We start from the raw sequence: 16,476 nt of genomic DNA, 5'->3' as shown, positions 1-16,476 counted from the left end.
TTAACAAGATCGCCTTAACTATAAGGATTGACCGTTAAGGATATTGAATTTCGATCGTTTGCAGCTGGTAACCTGCTTGACGGTAAATTTTATATCTTTCTCTTGCGAGTTGTTTAGCTTTTTCTTCGCAGGGCACGAAGTCTACCACTTGAGCAAACTTGTTCGCAAAGGTTGTCTCATTTTCCGCCAAATTAATTACCAATTGACGATTCCAAGACGGCTTTACACCGTTATGGCCGATCTCAATATTGGTGGCGTATTTCGGTCCTTCGCCTACGAGGTTATGTGCCATGAACTTGTCTGCATCAACTTGCCAAAAGGCTTCAGCGAGCTGCTCGGCGTGTGGTTTGTCTTGGCAGTTTAAATACACTTTAGCGCCTTGGCGGGCAAAGTGCTGCGCCAAAAACACAATGTACTCTTCAAAGCCAGCCACCGTTGCTTGCGGGCTCTCTTCGTTAATGATGTAGAAGGTTGCAGTTTGCATCATTCTCTCACTTGCCTTGGGTCTCTTCCTAAGACCATCTTAAATCCCATTTTCATTTTAGAAAATTAGGATAATAAAAAAGGGCCTTGCGGCCCTTTTAGATTTTGTTCAGAAATTACTCTTCTGTCTCTTGGCCGCTGCGGTTCAAAAGGAATTGGACAAGCATTGAGACAGGACGGCCCGTTGAGCCTTTCGCTGCGCCTGATTTCCACGCAGTACCTGCGATATCGACGTGTGCCCAATTGTACTTTTTAGCAAACTTAGACAAGAAGCAACCCGCAGTGATAGTACCAGCAGGACGGCCACCAATGTTTGCCATATCCGCAAACGGGCTCTTTAACTGCTCGTGGTACTCATCTGCCATTGGTAGGCGCCATGCACGGTCACTCGCTTGCTCTGAAGCGTTAACTAGCTCATGAGAAAGAGGATTGTGGTTAGAGATAACGCCACTGATGTGGTGGCCTAGTGCGATAACACAAGCACCAGTTAGGGTTGCAACGTCAACCACGCAGTCTGGTTCGAAACGCTCTACGTAAGTCAGTGCGTCACAAAGAACAAGACGACCTTCCGCATCCGTGTTCAGAACTTCTACAGTTTGACCAGACATGGTCGTTAGGATATCACCTGGACGGTAAGCGTTGCTGCCTGGCATGTTTTCACAGCCTGCTAGAACACCAATAACGTTAATTGGTAGGTTTAGCTTCGCTAGCGCTTTCATTGTACCGAATACCGATGCCGCACCACACATGTCGTACTTCATCTCATCCATACCTTCGCCCGGTTTTAGAGAGATACCGCCTGAATCGAAGGTTAGACCTTTACCTACTAGCACAATAGGTTTTGCATCTGAGTCAGGGTTACCTTTGTACTCGATGATAGACATCATAGATTCGTTTTTAGAACCACGGCCTACTGCTAGGTAAGAGGTCATACCCAGTTTTTCCATCTCTTGCTCACCAATGATTTTGGTGGTTACGGTTTCGTAATCGTCCGCTAGACGACGAGCTTGAGAAGCAAGGTAAGCTGGATTAGCTACGTTTGGCGGCATGTTGCCAAGGTCTTTTGAGGCTTTGACACCTGATGCGATAGCTAGACCATGAGTGATTGCTTTTTCACCCAAGTTTAATTCACGACGCGTTGGTACGTTGAAAACAAGCTTGCGCAGTGGGCGGCGAGTTTCAGGTTTAACGCTCTTGAATTGATTAAATGTGTATAGACCATCTTTAGTCGCTTCTACAGCCTGGCGTACTTTCCAGTATGTATCGCGACCCTTAACATGCAGTTCAGTTAGGAAACATACCGCTTCCATTGAGCCTGTCTCGTTAAGTGTGCTGATCGTCTTTTGAATGATTTCCTTGTACTGGCGCTCGCCAAGTTCACGCTCTTTGCCGCAACCGACAAGTAAAACGCGCTCTGACAAAACACCTGGTACTTGATGCAGTAGCAGCATCTGACCAGGTTTACCCTCTAGATCACCACGGCGAAGTAGTGAACTGATGTAACCGTCACTGATTTTATCAAGTTGTTCGGCTACTGGAGAAAGGCGACGTGGTTCAAACACACCAACAACGATACATGCGCTACGTTGTTTCTCTGGACTGCCACTTTTTACACTGAACTCCATGCGTACTCCTACATCCTGAAGACAAATTGCTCTAAATGTTAGATAATGATCGCTTACTTGTTGAATTTTAGCTCCAGGCTTACATGCAGAGCTGATTAAGCGACTAACATCTAGTTTATAATTTTTAAAAAAATAAATGGTTCAACGGGAAACTATAGTGATTCGACCAAAAAAACAAGTTTTGTATAGGTAATTTCAGCGTGATTATTGTTAGATATTTGATCCGCGAAACACTCAAGAGCCAATTTGCGATTTTTTTCGTACTTTTTTTGGTGTTTGTAAGCCAGAAATTCATAAGTGTTCTTGCTGATGCTTCTGATGGGGATATTCCTGCTGGATTGATTTTCTCGATTGTTGGTTTGAATATGCCAGCAATGGGGTTGTTAATGCTGCCTTTGAGTCTGTATATCGGCATACTGATCACGTTTGGTCGCCTGTATGCAGAGAGCGAAATTGTCGTTATGAATGCGACAGGTATTGGTAACAAATTCCTGGTACAAGCGGCCTTGTACTTAGCACTGATTACTTCTGCTGTGGCGGCTTTCAATGCATTGTGGTTATCGCCGTGGTCTCAAGACCGTGTAGAGCAACTTTATGAGCAAGTGGCAGCAGAAAACAGCGTTGACTTGCTAAAGAAAGGGCAATTCCAAGGCACGCCAGATGGTTCATCGGTTGTGTTCATTGATGACATTAAAGACAATACATTGAGCAACGTTTTTGTCGCGCAGATGCGCCCGAGAGATTCAGTATTGCCGAGTGTGATGTTCTCGTCCTCTGGTGAAGTAAAAGAACTGTCGGACGGCCGTCAGGTCATCACCATGAAAGAAGGCACGCGTTATGAAGGTGTGCCTACTCGCGTTGAATATATGATCACAAAATTCGATGAATACGAAGGCGTTATCGGCCAGCGTGAGGTCAAAAAGAAAGGGCGAGATTGGGAAGCGTACCCAACGGTTGACTTGATTGGACACCCAGACCCAGAAGCGCAAGCAGAGCTGCAATGGCGCATTTCGTTATTTGTGTGTATTCCACTCTTAACGATGTTGGTTATTCCTTTGTCAGCGGTGAATCCGCGTCAGGGACGATTTGCCAAAATGGGGCCCGCGATTCTTATTTATCTAGCGTATTTCCTGGCGATTAGTGCAACAAAATCTGCATTAGAAGATGGTGACATTCCGGCGGCAATCGGCATGTGGCCTATTAATGCGATGTTACTGATTGTCGCAATCATGGCCAATATGATGGACAGCGTTGCTGCTCGACGAATAAAAGACAAATTCCGTAAGAAGAGGCTCGCGTAAGCTGTGTTCAAAATCTTAGACCTTTACATCGGTAGAACCATCATCTCTACCACTGCCTTGGTTTTAGCGACGTTTGTTGGCTTATCGGGCATCATCAAATACGTAGAACAGTTACGTAAAGTAGGGCGAGGCGTGTATGACCTCACCCATGCGTTGTACTTTGTGTTGCTCAGTGTGCCGCGTGATATCGAAATGTTCTTCCCAATGGCAGCATTACTCGGTGCCCTTATTGGTTTGGGTATGTTGGCGTCAAGCTCTGAGCTGGTGGTGATGCAAGCTGCTGGTTTCTCAAAGTTGGATATCGGGTTATCCGTGCTCAAAACGGCGGTGCCACTTATGCTTATCGTTATGACGTTAGGGCAATGGGGCGCTCCAGAAGCACAAAAGATGGCTCGTGACCTACGATCCTTTGCGATATCTGGAGGTAGTATTGTCTCAGTTCGTTCTGGAGTTTGGGCTCGTGACGCAAACGACTTTATCTTTATAGGTAAAGTCGAAGACGACAAGCTTTATGCTTTAAATATGTGGCGTTTTGATGATGATAAGAATCTACAAAAGGTTATCTTTGCTGAAGAGGTCGACTATCAACAAGATAACAATTGGTTGATGCGAGACGTACAAATCACGGATATGAAAAATGAAAACGTGATTTCGAAGCAAGACATCGAACAGATGGAATGGCATACGTCATTGGCTCCAGATAAGCTAGCTGTGGTGACGGTAAAGCCTGAAGAGTTATCACTGAGCGGTTTGTATGATTACGTGACCTATCTGAAAGCATCAGAGCAAGATGCGTCTCGCTATGAATTGGCGTTTTGGCGTAAGTTGACACAGCCGCTTTCAATTGCCGTGATGATGTTGATGGCGCTATCGTTTGTTTTCGGTCCACTCAGAAGTGTGACCATGGGAGCAAGGGTATTGTCGGGCGTGGTTGCCGGGTTTACTTTTTATATATCCAGTGAGTTCTTTGGCCCATTAAGCTTGGTATATGGCATATCCCCAGTGTTTGGTGCATTGGCTCCGAGTCTGGTGTTCTTAGCCATTGCGATTGCGCTGCTGAGAAGAAAGCTGTAGCTGAAGTATCACCGAATAAACCATGTTTCATCGGACTAAATGTAAAAGGAAGGCATTATGCCTTCCTTTTTTGTATTCCCGGATAAGTTAGTTTGCCTTAGGCAACACAACAACCTCTGTTTTTGCCCAAATGTCGTGGAACCCACGTTTCTTGGGATCAATCGGTACAGTCAGGTTTGCCAAACCAAAGCCAGATGTTGCAATGCGAATCAGGGCTTGAGTGACTGTAATCGGTGCACCGTCTTTGGCATTGCGAACTCGAAGTTTCCAAGCGCGCATCCCAAGTGTTTGCCCTGCTCGCGTCCAGAAGAAGACAAAGAAGTATATCCATACAACCGCAAGATACAGTGTAAATAGAGGGCTTAATACAGGGTGCTTTCCGAGCATATCAGCGGCATCTGCGTACTCGCCATAGCTCAACAGCCCTGCTGCATTTAGTGCAAATACAACGGCCATAACAATACCTGCGGCCATCATTTCAATTGCGATAATAATCAATGTGTCGTAAATCAACGCTGCAAGTCGACGAAAGAGACCAGCAGGTGGAAGAGTTGTAGACGTTGTCATTATTCCATCACTTACCTTAAAAATTGTGCGTCAGAATATAGATTCCCTCACCAAGAGAAAAGAGACCTAACGCACAGAGTCTTTAATTATGCATCAACGAAGTGACTTTTCTGCAGTGTGTTATGAACACATATCATGATGTACAAGGCCTTTCAGTAATCTATTTCAACTGAACTTTACTTGTCTAACCATTAGCTTTTTGGTCTGTAACTAGATTAGACAGATGAGAGAGTTGGTGTTTCTCATCTTCGGTATAATGCTGGCTCAAGGAGAGCTCTAAAGCTTTTTCTGATAGCTTGGTTGCAGGTGATAAAAACAACTTGGGGTGCATACTAGAGAGAGCTAGCAAGGCTTTTTGTAGGCGAATCTGTATTTGGAGTTGCGCTGCACCATCGTGCGCGATTGGCAAAAAGACATCATCAAATAAATCTTGGCAGCTTAATGCGGGCACAAATAGCCTAGGGTATCGAGTCTTGGTGGGAGGTTCGCTGAGTAACTCTCCCCACAATGAAAGGGCTCGTACAGAACGCCCAAGAACATCAATCGCGGTACCGTTATCATTCACGGCGGGGGAGAGAGCTCGTGAGGCAATCTCCGCCATGACGACTAATCCAAAACGAGGATCTTGATCATAGGAACGCTCCGTTCGAATCGTGAAGGCCGCAGTTATTTCGTTTTCGTCTGGCAACGCTCCACAAACCCAAGCCAATGGTTGACTCACATACACAAAACTTCCTGGTTGTCGTTCAAGATAGATGGTGCATTGGTTTGCTTCAGCAATACTATCTAGATGATGCATATCAACATGCTGTAAGTAGCCAATTTCTTGGCTGAAAATAGGTGTACTTCCTCTAGGTTTATGTTCTGGGTGGCTCCACGGGTGAGCACCTAGCCAACGCTCTTTGCCCCGTTTTCTTATCGCATCTAACAAGGCTTGCTCCACGTAGGAGGTAGTTTCACTGACCCTCCCTAGTACGGAAAGGTGCTGAATCCAACGTAGCAGAGTGAGTATGATCATCACGATTACGGCGATGGTCACGATGAACAGATAAATTTGTGCTTGTTGATGATAGGCACCAATGCCTAGCGCGATAATGCCTACCAAGCTAAATAAAAAAGAGCCAAGAAAGGTTGCCAAAGCATTTTGCGTTGTGCTGTCTTCCATCAACAGTTTGGTGGCCCGTGGCGTTACCCCTGCACTAGCGGCACTGTACGCTGAGACCATTATATTGAGCGAGAATGTGGTCACCGCAAGCATGGAAGTCGCGAGGATATTTAATATGTTGTTAAGCAAATCCTTACTGACGTTGATTGCAGGAGGCAGAGTAATGAACTGGTTTAAAACAATGGATATTAGGGCGGTGGCGACAGCAAGTAAGGCATAAAGTGACGTGCGAACCCACAATTTGCGCGTCATTTGCTTCAGTAACCATTGCCATTTTGACCCAGTCATTCGCATGCTCCTATTAGGTTCTTACTCGAAAGTCGATAGAAAATTCAGAAAGTTATTCTTGCTTAAGCATAGGTTAAATCTTCCTCGTTCTACTTGGAATTTCATGCATCATGAGAGTAAGAAAGCCGCTTGCTTCAAAGAATGGTGTTCTTGAGGTGTGAATTACCAAGATTCTGTTACCTTAATTGATAGATGCATTAAAAGTATGTGATTGATAAGAGGTAGCCATGATTGTAATTACAGGTGCAAGTAGCGGTTTAGGGGCAGAGTTGGCAAAGCGTTATGATGCGGAAGACAAAGAGACGTATATCATAGGAAGAAACACAGAAAAACTATCCGCATTAGCTAAACAACTCTCTCATAACGTCGGCTATCAAGCTTGCAACCTCTCATTACATCAAGATGTGAAACACCTATTTGATGGGATGAAACAGCCGCCTGAAATGGTCATTCATAGTGCAGGAAGTGGTTATTTTGGCGAACTGGAAGAGCAGGAGCCGGAAGAGATTCAAAAACTGATTGATAATAACCTGAATTCTGCGATTCATGTGTTAAGAGAGTTAGTAAAGCGTTACAAAGATCAACCGATAAAAGTGGTCATGATCATGTCCACAGCCGCTCAACAACCAAAAGCGCAAGAGTCTACGTATTGTGCTGTGAAGTGGGCTGTCAAAGGATTAATCGAGTCGGTTCGTTTGGAGTTAAAAGGAAAGCCAATGAAAATTATCGCGGTTTATCCTGGTGGAATGGATACGGAATTCTGGAAGACAAGCGGCAACACGATGGACACGAGTCACTTCATGCAAGCGGAAGATGCTGCCGAGATGGTCCATACGGCTTTGTCGAGCATTGGGAATGGTTATGTTTCTGATATTACAGTGAATAGAGTTTAAAAAGAGTTACGTATACTCATTTTCATCTGGATCAGTAGTAGGAAATGGAGTGTACGTTTCTTATGAGTACAGCTTTGTCACACTTTGTGGCGAAATTATCAGCAAACGATAGTTATTTAAGGTATTTCTGCTTGCGCAGGTCAAAAGCTTCCGTATAATGCCAATCATCAAAGGGCAACAGCCCAAAGATGCCGGTGTGGTGAAATTGGTATACACGACGGATTCAAAATCCGTTGCCTTCGGGCGTGGCGGTTCAAGTCCGCCCACCGGTACCATAATTCATATGATAAAGCCTCGACGTAAGTCGGGGCTTTGTTGTATCTAGGGTTTGTGAATTCAAATCCAGCGTGGCGTCAGGAATGCCATGCCCAGTCACTCCACTCTTTACTGCTTTCCATTTTTACTTTTCTAAAAATAAAAAAGCGCGAGGGATTACCTCGCGCAAGCTACTACATGATAATAGTAGGGAACAGCTTATAGAGCTGTGAACAAGGTGTTCTGTGAGTCAGGTGTCCAATCGGCTTGAGAGACGTGTGGGACGTTGACGAGATAACGTTTGCCAGAGTACGTCACAACATCTCCCTCTTTATATGAAACATTCACTTCCCAATTTGTTGCCGGATCAGCATTGGTCCAAAGGCTAGAGGTTGGGGAAGGTGCCCAGTCCTGCTGTGCGTTATGGCTGGTCACTGCTTGGTAAACGGTGCCTAAATGTAGGACGTAGTCGCCAGCGTTGTAGCTATGACCAACTTGCCAGTTTGGTGTGTAGTTATCCATCGTATCGAATACATAGCCAGCTTGTTTTGCTAGTCGGATAAATTCCGTTAATTTAGGTAAATTCTTGGTTGCGCCCATTCCTCGCTTACCGTCTTCAAACAAAAACTCATGCGTTAGAATAATGACCTTGTCTGCGTGGAGTGGTGTACCACATGGAAACTCTTGTGCTTTTGAATTGATAGGGTTGATGGTGGTAGGAGCACAGTTGTTCAATGCTGCATCTACGTAACCTAGGAAAGGTTCTGCCTCTGTTAGACTGTTGGCTGGCATTGCTATCCCCCAGTTTTCAGGTGCCCAATCCACATCCCAACCATGTGTTTGATAGCCTTTATTAGCCAGAATGTTTTGTACCGCAATTGAGGCTTTCACACTGTTTGATGGGTCGTTGATATTACAAACGTAGCCTGGTTCCCAAGGTTTAAAGTCATCAGACGTTGCACATAATCCATCTGCTTTGAAGTCTTTAGTCACGCGCCAGCCGTTGGTGTAGGGCAGTCTAGCAAACTCTGTTGCCTTATAATTCGGGTAGCTTGTAATGTTAGGCAGATACTTTTCTAACACAGATAAGTTTTCCGTAAACATTGAGGCATCGTAAACAGGATCTTGGTACGAGTTAAGCTGGTGGTCGCCGGTAGCATTACATTCTGCTGCGCTATTAGGTCCAAACTCATCAACGCAGTTATGAACCATATGATCGTAACTATGGTTCGCGACAATATGACCAGTGTCTAATGCGAGCTTTAAGGCTTCTAGCGAACGGTCTTCATTCTCATCACCAATTCCGTCTAAGTGCCAAGCATTAAAGTAAAACGTCGCTTTGATATCTTCTTGGTTAAGTACTTGAATAACGTCAATAGAAGCATTGATTGGTCCATCATCAAACGTTAGATAAATGGTGCCTTTAGAGTCGGTTTGAGCAAATGAGTATTGTGATAGTGCGGCACTTACAAGCGTTGCAATAGCCAATTTATTAAATTTCATTCTCTATTCCTTTTTAGAAATTAATAACGACGTTGTCAGTAGTAATATATTGATAATTTGAAACCTAATGTAGTCTCTTAATTTATTTCCTGACTTTTATCCTAGACCTAAATAATTACTAAAAAACAGGTCGTATTTTCTAAATTGGGATTGTGTTCACGAATAATGCAACCGGTTGCGCTTTTTTGTCTTGGTTATTTTTGCTACAGTTTTTGCAGGTTGAAATTTACACAACGGGAGTAAGGCTATGAAAAAGATCCTTTTATGCTGTAGCGCAGGGATGTCAACCAGTATGCTTGTTAAAAAAATGGAGCAAGCTGCTGAAAATAAAGGAATTGAGTGCAAAATTGATGCGATGTCAGTGAATGCATTTGAAGATGCAATTAAAGAGTACGATGTTTGTCTTCTCGGGCCTCAAGTACGTTTTCAGCTAGAAGAGCTAAGAAAAACGGCGCAAGAGCATGGTAAAAACATTGATGCGATTTCTCCTCAGCATTATGGAATGATGAAGGGAGAGGAAGTACTAGAGCAAGCATTAGAATTAATTAACTAAACCATAGTTTTAAATTAAAAAAGATAACTGTACATCAAATATAAATATTTGATGCGGGATTCTTTTGCCTAAAATAAGGATGGATTCTATGAAGCTTTATGACGCAATTATAGGCGCAGTCGAAAAGCATATAGCCCCTATAGCAGCAAAAGTGGGGAATCAGCCCCATGTTCGAGCAATGAGAGACGGTTTTATAGTTGCAATGCCGTTTATTATTGTCGGTAGTTTCATTTTGATTTTTGCATTCCCACCATTTGCCGAAGACACGACCTTTACTTTTGGTCGAATTTGGCTCGATTTCGCCACCACACATTTTGATACCATAATGATGCCCTACAACATGTCGATGGGGATCATGACCATTTTTGTTTCGCTCGGCGTTGCTTATAGCTTAGCTAAGGCTTACAAGATGGATGGGATCACGAGTGCTGTATTGTCGCTGATGTCTTTTTTACTCATCGCGGCCCCTGCTAAAGATGGCGCGTTGTCTATGTCACACATGGGAGGAACAGGGATCTTCACTGCTGTGATGTGTGCATTCTTCTCGGTAGAGCTCTACCGTTTTATGAAAAAACACAACATTACGATTCGCATGCCAGAGCAAGTTCCACCGGCGATTGCACGATCATTTGAAGTACTGTTACCAGTCTTAGCGATATTCATTACCTTATATCCACTTAGCCTTTTCGTGCAAACCCAGTACGACATGTTGATTCCAGATGCGGTCATGGCAGTTTTTAAGCCTTTAATTAGTGCGTCTAACTCATTGCCTGCCATTATTGGCGCTCTATTGCTTTGCCAACTACTTTGGTTTGCGGGTATCCATGGTGCTGCAATTGTTGTGGGGCTGCTTTCTCCAATTTTCTTGACCAACATTGGTGCCAACATCGAAGCCTTTGTTGCAGGTGAACCGATTCCAAACGTATTTACTCAGCCTTTCTGGGATTTTTACATCTTTATCGGTGGCTCTGGTGCAACACTTGCTCTTGTTATGCTGATGTCATTTAGCCGTTCTGTTCACCTTAAGAGTATTGGTCGAATGAGTGCGGTGCCTGGCTTCTTCCAAATCAATGAACCTGTGATCTTCGGTAGCCCAGTTGTGATGAACCCGACCTTGTTTATCCCGTTCGTCTTCGCTCCAGTCATCAACGCTACGATAGCGTACTTTGCTGTGCATGTCGGCTTTGTGGGTATGGGGGTCGCTACAACGCCTTGGACAACACCAGCACTGATAGGTGCTTCGTGGGGTAGCGGTTGGACCTTTGCTCCAGTATTGCTCGTCATTGGTTTATTGATTCTTGATCTAATTATCTACTTCCCATTCTTCAAAATGTTTGAGAAGCAAATGTTGGAGCAAGAACTACCAACGACGAAAGAAACTAAGGATGAGACGCAACCTTCAGGTGAAGGTGTTACTGCTTAACGGTGCTTAATGGGCCGCAATTACCGCGGCCCGATTTTCGGAGAGAAAATGATGGAACAAGAATTGGTTGTGATGGAGATCATCTGTAATGCTGGCGAAGCCAGAAGTTTGAGCTACGAGGCGTTGCGTTTATCTAGAGAACAAGATTTTGATGCGGCTGAGGAGAAGCTCTCTCAAGCAAGAGAGTGCATTAACAAAGCCCACTTAATTCAGACTCAGTTGATTGAGGAAGATCAGGGGGAAGGGAAAGTCCCGATGACGTTAGTGATGGTACATGCTCAAGATCACTTAATGACCACGATTTTGGCTCAAGAAATGGCTGTAGAAATCGTTGCACTGAACAAAAAAATCTCGAACAAATAAGGGGAGAAAAATGTCTAGAGAGGCGATCAAACTTGCCATTATTGGCGGTGGTAGTAGCTATACCCCTGAACTGGTTGAAGGGGTTATTAAGCGCTTAGAATATTTACCCGTTAAGAAGATTCATTTTGTGGACATTGAGTCAGGAGCTGAGAAGCTTGAGATTATCAAAGGTCTAGCGCAGCGAATGATTGATAAAGCAGGTGCAAAGATTGAGATAAAAGCAGACTTTGATCGTCGTGCTGCGATAAAAGATGCGGACTTTGTGATGACGCAGTTCCGTGTGGGTGGCCTTGCTGCTCGTGCTAATGACGAGCGAATTCCAATTAAATACGACGTCATCGGTCAAGAAACAACAGGCCCAGGTGGGTTTGCTAAAGCACTGCGAACCATCCCGGTTATTCTTGATATATGTAAAGATATTGAAGAGTTGGCACCCAATGCATGGATGCTCAATTTCACCAACCCTGCGGGTTTGGTCTCTGAAGCCGTCAGTAAGTACACCAAAGTAAAGAGCATTGGTTTATGTAATGTGCCGGTTTCGATGGAAATGATGATCGCAGAAATGATGGAGTGCGAGCCAAAAGAGCTACAACTTGAGTTTGCCGGATTAAACCATCTCGTTTGGGTGCACAAAGCATGGCTCAATGGAGAAGATATTACTCAAACAGTATTAGAGAAAGTCGGTGATGGTGCTAACTTCAGCATGAAGAACATCTGGGAAGAACCGTGGGATCCAGCATTTTTAAAAGCGCTGGGGGCGATACCATGTCCTTACCATCGTTATTTCTATCAAACCGATGCTATGCTCGCTGAAGAGAAACAAAGCGCGGGTGAAAAGGGCACTCGTGCTGAGCAGGTAATGGAAACAGAAAATGCGCTATTCAAGCTCTATCAAGATCCTAATCTCGATCATAAGCCGAAAGAGTTAGAAGAGCGGGGTGGGGCTTATTATTCAGATGCATCACTAAACTTGGTTGATTCAATTTATAACAATCGTAATAGTATTCATGTTGTTAACGTCTTAAATAACGGAGCGATTAACGGCCTCCCCGACGATGCTGTGATTGAGTGTAGCGCGGTGATTGGTAGTTGGGGCGCGAAACCTCTTGCGGTTGGTGAGCTGTCAAACAATATCAAAGGATTACTCTATCAAGTCAAAGCGTATGAACAGTTGACAATAGACGCTGCTGTTGAAGGTAATTATGACAAAGCGCTCATGGCATTAACCAACAACCCATTGGTGCCAGACATTGGTCGTGCCAAGTCAATTCTGGATGATATCCTAGCGGTGAACGCTCCGTATTTACCTCAATTTAAACTAACGACGTTGTAGTACTAAGGAAGGGCGCCAATGAAAGTCATTTTTAATGCTGATGATTTTGGTTTAACGAGAGGTGTAAATAACGGCATCGTAAAAGCTCATCAGCAAGGTGTTGTTCATTCAACCACCATGATGGTCGGTATGGATGCTGAGAAGCATGCTTTAGAGTTGGCTCGCCATAATCCAGACTTGAGAATTGGTGTTCATCTTAGGTTTACAGCGGGAGTGCCTCTAACTGGGCACCCTAATTTGACCAACGGTCGAGCGCATTTTATCAAATACGACGAACTGTGGGGTAAGCAGGACTTCGAAACTCAGGTCATTTATGACGAAGCAAAAGCTCAGGTGGAACATTTTTTATCGCTTGGGTTAGAGCTAAGCCACTTAGATAGCCATCATCACGCGCATACTCACCCTCAAATTTTGCCCGTTATTAAAGAGGTAGCGAGTGAATACCGAGTGCCACTGCGGGGCACTGGCTTGTGTCAAGAATCGATGACAACAAGGTATGTCTTTACTGACGAGTTTTACGATCAAAAAGTAAGTTTAGATGGTTTGATGGCGCATTTATTGAGTCTAAAGACAAACTATGATTTGGTTGAGGTGATGTGCCACCCGGCAGAGGCCGATCAAGCGCTGATTTTAAAGAGTGGTTATGCGCTTCAGCGAGAGCTAGAGTTACAAGTTCTAACCTCTCCCATTTTAAAAGAACAGTTAGCTCAACATGGTATAGCTGTCACGGATTACTCTGAGCTTGTTTCTACCAATCAAATGGTCGGTGTATGATTAAAGGCTGCCAGCTTCGCCCCCTATAAGCACCTTACGAATTGCTGGCAGCCGTTCTACACAAACGGATATTTAATAACAATTGCAGTTGGACCCAATAGCATTATGGCAAGGATTAAAGATGTCGCCGAACTCGCCGGTGTAAATCGCTCTACCGTTTCTCGAATCATTAATGGGGAGGGGAAGTTTCGCGAAGAAACTCGAAAAAAAGTAGAGCAAGCTATGGCGCAACTGAATTATCGCCCGAGTGCGATTGCTCGTTCACTCGCAACCTCATCCAGTAATATGGTTGGCTTATTGGTGACTTACTATACGGGGGGCTTCTTTGGCGAGATGATGGAGCAGGTTCAGACTGAGCTGGATATTCATAAAAAGTTTCTGATTACCGCTCAAGGACATCATTCTGCAGAAGGTGAAAAGGAAGCCATTCAGCGTTTTAATGATCTGCGTTGTGATGGCTATGTCCTCCATAGTCGTTATTTGTCAGATGATGATTTACGTGAATTAGCAAAACAGCCTACGCCTTTCGTTCTTCTGGATCGCTATGTTGAAGGAATAGAAGAGCGTTGCGTTACTTTTAATCATCATCATGCAAGCCGTATTGCCGTCGAGCATCTTTTAGCTGGTGGTCATAGAAAAATCGCCTGTATTACCGGTCCATCCCAACGTCATAATAGTTTATTAAGAAAGCTTGGGTACGTTGATGCGATGAAGGACGCAGGTATCGATATTGACGAAAGCTGGTGTGAAGAAGGGAATTATGGTCGGCAAAGTGGTTATGATGCAATGGCTGCAATTTTACAACGACACCCTGAAGTTACTGCAGTCTTTTCTTGCAGTGAGGAAATGACGGTCGGTGCAATGCAGTACTTACACGAGCACAATATTTCAGTACCGGAGCAAATCTCTTTAACTAGCTTTGACAGTGTCGACCTTTGTGAAAGCCTTTATCCTACAGTGTCGGCAGTGCACTTTCCTATCAGTGATATGGCCCGTGTAGCGGTACAAACATTAATGGGATTAGTCAAAGGTCAAGAAATAATAGATAAGCCAACGTTCGAGGCTCAGCTTAAAATACGCAAAGCAGATCGAACCTTAAAGTAGCTTGCTTTTGCTCTTTAAATGGGTCATTAGAAATGACCATCTGATGTTTTGATACTTACTGATGAATTTATTCACAAAATTTACTAGTATTCTAACTCTCTTAGGCAACGTAAATCAGTAGTGAATAAGTGGCAGCCATTAAACTTACGGTCGATCGTATTCAACCCGGATTACATATCCGTCTTCCGCTAAAGTGGAACGATCACCCTTTTCTACTCAATAGTTTTAAGATTAAAGATCAAGAACAAGTCGAGATGATCCGTCACCTCGGTGTAAAGTTCGTTTACTTTAATCCAGAGCAAAGTGATGCCGCACCACTTCCAGTCGACCAGATACAAGCTGATAGAGTAACGAATGAAGCGTCGCTAGATCATGAAACTCAAAAACTTTGGCAAGAAAAACAAAACCGCATAGAAAAGTTAAGTGCGTATCGTCGACGCGTTATCCAGTGCGAAAAAGAGTTTGAGCGCTCTCTTGCGCGTATGCGCTCGGTCATGACGAAAATTCGTAATCGTCCAACAGCTGCCGTTGATGAAGCGAAGCTTCTTATTGAAGATATCGTCGAGAAGTTAATGTGTGATGATAATGTCACTCTACACCTGATGAACGGTAAAAATGAGTTTGAAGATATTTATTTCCATTCGTTGAACGTTGCTGTTATCGCCATGATGATTGGCCGTGCTAAGGGGTACTCAGCTGCGCAGTTGAAAGAGCTTTCATTCTCAGCGCTATTCCACGATATCGGGAAAATAAAAATTCCTACCGCAATATTAAGAAAGCAAGCACCGCTGACGGAACCAGAAACTAACTACTTAAAGTTGCACACCAAATATGGAGTAGACCTTGCGAGCCAAATAGAAGGTTTTCCCGAAGTTGCAAGAGTTGTGATTGCACAGCACCATGAACTAAGAGATGGGTCTGGCTATCCCAAAGGTCTGAAAGGAGATGAGATCAACGAGTTTGCTCAAATTATTGCTGTAGCTAACGCATTTGATAACTTGTGTCATACACCTATAGTCTCAGAGCAAAAAATTCCTTATACCGCACTCTCTCATTTATATAAGAACTGTAAACACCTATATAAAGAAGAAAACCTGAATATCCTGATTAAGTTTATGGGCGTGTTTCCTCCAGGCACTGTGGTTCAGCTTTCCAATAATATGGTGGGCTTGGTTATCTCAGTGAATGCATCGCATCTATTATTCCCAAATGTATTGGTTTACGATCCATCAGTGCCAAGGACGCAGGCGCCAATCATTGATCTTGCATCAAAGGATATAAAGATAGTTAACGCGATTCATCCGTCTAAATTGCCGGAGAAAATCAAAGAGTATCTTAATCCGCGTTCACGCATTTCTTACTTCTTCGATAGTGATGAGTAGTTATCCACAGATTTTTGTGGGTAAGCTGTAGAGATCTTGAGTGTTATTTAGGGGGAATTTTGAGGTTGGGTGGAAAGTATCCACTTGGCATGTTTTTTTAGAAAAAATGCATTTTTAGTATTGCCAAAGAAAATCTTACCCCTATAATGCGCACCCATCGACACGGCAGACGCTACAAGGCTTCAGCAGGGTCGAAGAGGTAAAAAGGTTCTACGAAAAATTAGTTGAAAAAAGTGTTTGACACTAACAACCAAATCGCTAGAATGCACCTCCGCTTTGAGAGAAAAACTTCTCGAAAAGCAAGCTCTTTAACAATATAGACCTATCAATCTGTGTGGGCACTCGTTGATGATAATCCAATTAGATACTTCGGTATCAAATTAGGTTTCA

15 protein-coding genes and 1 tRNA gene are annotated in these 16,476 nt (G+C 43.8%); 11 read left to right on the top strand and 5 right to left on the bottom strand.

Going from position 1 to position 16,476, the window contains the following annotated elements; translation table 11 throughout:
• Positions 1-34 precede the first annotated feature (34 nt).
• Together MSG33_RS20670 and pepA are read right to left on the bottom strand one after the other, a co-directional pair.
• A complete protein-coding gene (locus MSG33_RS20670; RefSeq protein ID WP_046873623.1) occupies positions 35-484 on the bottom strand; it encodes a DNA polymerase III subunit chi in 450 nt (149 codons plus the stop codon).
• Positions 485-599: 115 nt separating this feature from the next.
• Positions 600-2,108 (bottom strand): leucyl aminopeptidase, encoded by a 1,509-nt coding sequence (gene pepA / locus MSG33_RS20665; protein ID WP_005397459.1) that lies wholly within the window; start codon positions 2,106-2,108, stop codon positions 600-602.
• A 200-nt stretch (positions 2,109-2,308) separates the two neighbouring features.
• Between pepA and lptF the strand changes: the two genes are divergently transcribed.
• Both lptF and lptG read left to right on the top strand, forming a co-directional pair.
• On the top strand, positions 2,309-3,409 hold the full coding sequence (lptF, locus tag MSG33_RS20660; protein ID WP_006742363.1) for an LPS export ABC transporter permease LptF: 1,101 nt from the start codon (positions 2,309-2,311) through the stop codon (positions 3,407-3,409).
• 3 nt (positions 3,410-3,412) lie between these two features.
• A complete protein-coding gene (gene lptG / locus MSG33_RS20655) occupies positions 3,413-4,483 on the top strand; it encodes an LPS export ABC transporter permease LptG (protein ID WP_005397455.1) in 1,071 nt (356 codons plus the stop codon).
• 87 nt (positions 4,484-4,570) lie between these two features.
• Here the strand turns inward: lptG and MSG33_RS20650 are convergent, their stop codons facing one another.
• Together MSG33_RS20650 and MSG33_RS20645 are read right to left on the bottom strand one after the other, a co-directional pair.
• Entirely contained in the window at positions 4,571-5,050 is a 480-nt protein-coding gene (locus tag MSG33_RS20650; RefSeq protein ID WP_005397453.1) for an RDD family protein, read from the bottom strand.
• A 184-nt stretch (positions 5,051-5,234) separates the two neighbouring features.
• Positions 5,235-6,503, bottom strand: a complete 1,269-nt coding sequence (locus tag MSG33_RS20645) for a DUF2254 domain-containing protein (protein ID WP_225461996.1) — start codon at positions 6,501-6,503, stop codon at positions 5,235-5,237.
• A 227-nt stretch (positions 6,504-6,730) separates the two neighbouring features.
• Here MSG33_RS20645 and MSG33_RS20640 point away from each other — a divergent pair, with 227 nt between their 5' ends.
• Positions 6,731-7,396, top strand: a complete 666-nt coding sequence (locus MSG33_RS20640; protein WP_248381962.1) for an SDR family NAD(P)-dependent oxidoreductase — start codon at positions 6,731-6,733, stop codon at positions 7,394-7,396.
• A 190-nt stretch (positions 7,397-7,586) separates the two neighbouring features.
• Positions 7,587-7,671: transfer RNA gene (locus MSG33_RS20635), tRNA-Leu, on the top strand.
• 199 nt (positions 7,672-7,870) lie between these two features.
• Here MSG33_RS20635 and MSG33_RS20630 read toward each other — a convergent pair.
• Entirely contained in the window at positions 7,871-9,154 is a 1,284-nt protein-coding gene (locus MSG33_RS20630) for a carbohydrate-binding protein (protein ID WP_053809395.1), read from the bottom strand.
• Between the two features lie 247 nt (positions 9,155-9,401).
• Between MSG33_RS20630 and MSG33_RS20625 the strand changes: the two genes are divergently transcribed.
• The 7 genes from MSG33_RS20625 (at position 9,402) to MSG33_RS20595 (ending at position 16,086) form a co-directional block, all read left to right on the top strand.
• The gene (locus tag MSG33_RS20625) at positions 9,402-9,707 is read left to right on the top strand and encodes a PTS sugar transporter subunit IIB (protein ID WP_025767645.1); all 306 of its coding nucleotides are present in this window, start codon (positions 9,402-9,404) and stop codon (positions 9,705-9,707) included.
• Between the two features lie 88 nt (positions 9,708-9,795).
• Positions 9,796-11,130 (top strand): PTS sugar transporter subunit IIC, encoded by a 1,335-nt coding sequence (locus MSG33_RS20620; RefSeq protein ID WP_167713413.1) that lies wholly within the window; start codon positions 9,796-9,798, stop codon positions 11,128-11,130.
• Positions 11,131-11,181: 51 nt separating this feature from the next.
• Positions 11,182-11,493, top strand: a complete 312-nt coding sequence (locus MSG33_RS20615; protein WP_031780628.1) for a PTS lactose/cellobiose transporter subunit IIA — start codon at positions 11,182-11,184, stop codon at positions 11,491-11,493.
• A gap of 10 nt (positions 11,494-11,503) precedes the next feature.
• The gene (locus MSG33_RS20610) at positions 11,504-12,826 is read left to right on the top strand and encodes a 6-phospho-beta-glucosidase (protein WP_248381960.1); all 1,323 of its coding nucleotides are present in this window, start codon (positions 11,504-11,506) and stop codon (positions 12,824-12,826) included.
• An 18-nt stretch (positions 12,827-12,844) separates the two neighbouring features.
• Entirely contained in the window at positions 12,845-13,600 is a 756-nt protein-coding gene (gene chbG / locus MSG33_RS20605; RefSeq protein ID WP_006742368.1) for a chitin disaccharide deacetylase, read from the top strand.
• A 105-nt stretch (positions 13,601-13,705) separates the two neighbouring features.
• Positions 13,706-14,704 (top strand): LacI family DNA-binding transcriptional regulator, encoded by a 999-nt coding sequence (locus MSG33_RS20600; protein ID WP_006742369.1) that lies wholly within the window; start codon positions 13,706-13,708, stop codon positions 14,702-14,704.
• Positions 14,705-14,832: 128 nt separating this feature from the next.
• A complete protein-coding gene (locus MSG33_RS20595; RefSeq protein ID WP_012841389.1) occupies positions 14,833-16,086 on the top strand; it encodes an HD-GYP domain-containing protein in 1,254 nt (417 codons plus the stop codon).
• Positions 16,087-16,476 lie beyond the last annotated feature (390 nt).

It is taken from the genome of Vibrio sp. 1CM7H, assembly GCF_023161645.1.
GTDB classification, from domain to species: Bacteria; Pseudomonadota; Gammaproteobacteria; order Enterobacterales; family Vibrionaceae; genus Vibrio; species Vibrio diabolicus.
This window is presented reverse-complemented; position numbering and strand designations above follow the sequence as displayed.

What these genes read in the sequence shown, in the direction of transcription:
- MSG33_RS20645 (WP_225461996.1), bottom strand. Translation starts at nt 6,503, where the DNA reads ATGACTGGGTCAAAATGGCAATGGTTACTGAAGCAAATGACGCGCAAA.
- MSG33_RS20650 (WP_005397453.1), bottom strand. Translation starts at nt 5,050, where the DNA reads ATGACAACGTCTACAACTCTTCCACCTGCTGGTCTCTTTCGTCGACTT.
- MSG33_RS20620 (WP_167713413.1), top strand. Translation starts at nt 9,796, where the DNA reads ATGAAGCTTTATGACGCAATTATAGGCGCAGTCGAAAAGCATATAGCC.
- MSG33_RS20630 (WP_053809395.1), bottom strand. Translation starts at nt 9,154, where the DNA reads ATGAAATTTAATAAATTGGCTATTGCAACGCTTGTAAGTGCCGCACTA.
- MSG33_RS20640 (WP_248381962.1), top strand. Translation starts at nt 6,731, where the DNA reads ATGATTGTAATTACAGGTGCAAGTAGCGGTTTAGGGGCAGAGTTGGCA.
- MSG33_RS20615 (WP_031780628.1), top strand. Translation starts at nt 11,182, where the DNA reads ATGGAACAAGAATTGGTTGTGATGGAGATCATCTGTAATGCTGGCGAA.
- MSG33_RS20610 (WP_248381960.1), top strand. Translation starts at nt 11,504, where the DNA reads ATGTCTAGAGAGGCGATCAAACTTGCCATTATTGGCGGTGGTAGTAGC.
- MSG33_RS20625 (WP_025767645.1), top strand. Translation starts at nt 9,402, where the DNA reads ATGAAAAAGATCCTTTTATGCTGTAGCGCAGGGATGTCAACCAGTATG.
- pepA (WP_005397459.1), bottom strand. Translation starts at nt 2,108, where the DNA reads ATGGAGTTCAGTGTAAAAAGTGGCAGTCCAGAGAAACAACGTAGCGCA.
- MSG33_RS20670 (WP_046873623.1), bottom strand. Translation starts at nt 484, where the DNA reads ATGCAAACTGCAACCTTCTACATCATTAACGAAGAGAGCCCGCAAGCA.
- MSG33_RS20600 (WP_006742369.1), top strand. Translation starts at nt 13,706, where the DNA reads ATGGCAAGGATTAAAGATGTCGCCGAACTCGCCGGTGTAAATCGCTCT.
- chbG (WP_006742368.1), top strand. Translation starts at nt 12,845, where the DNA reads ATGAAAGTCATTTTTAATGCTGATGATTTTGGTTTAACGAGAGGTGTA.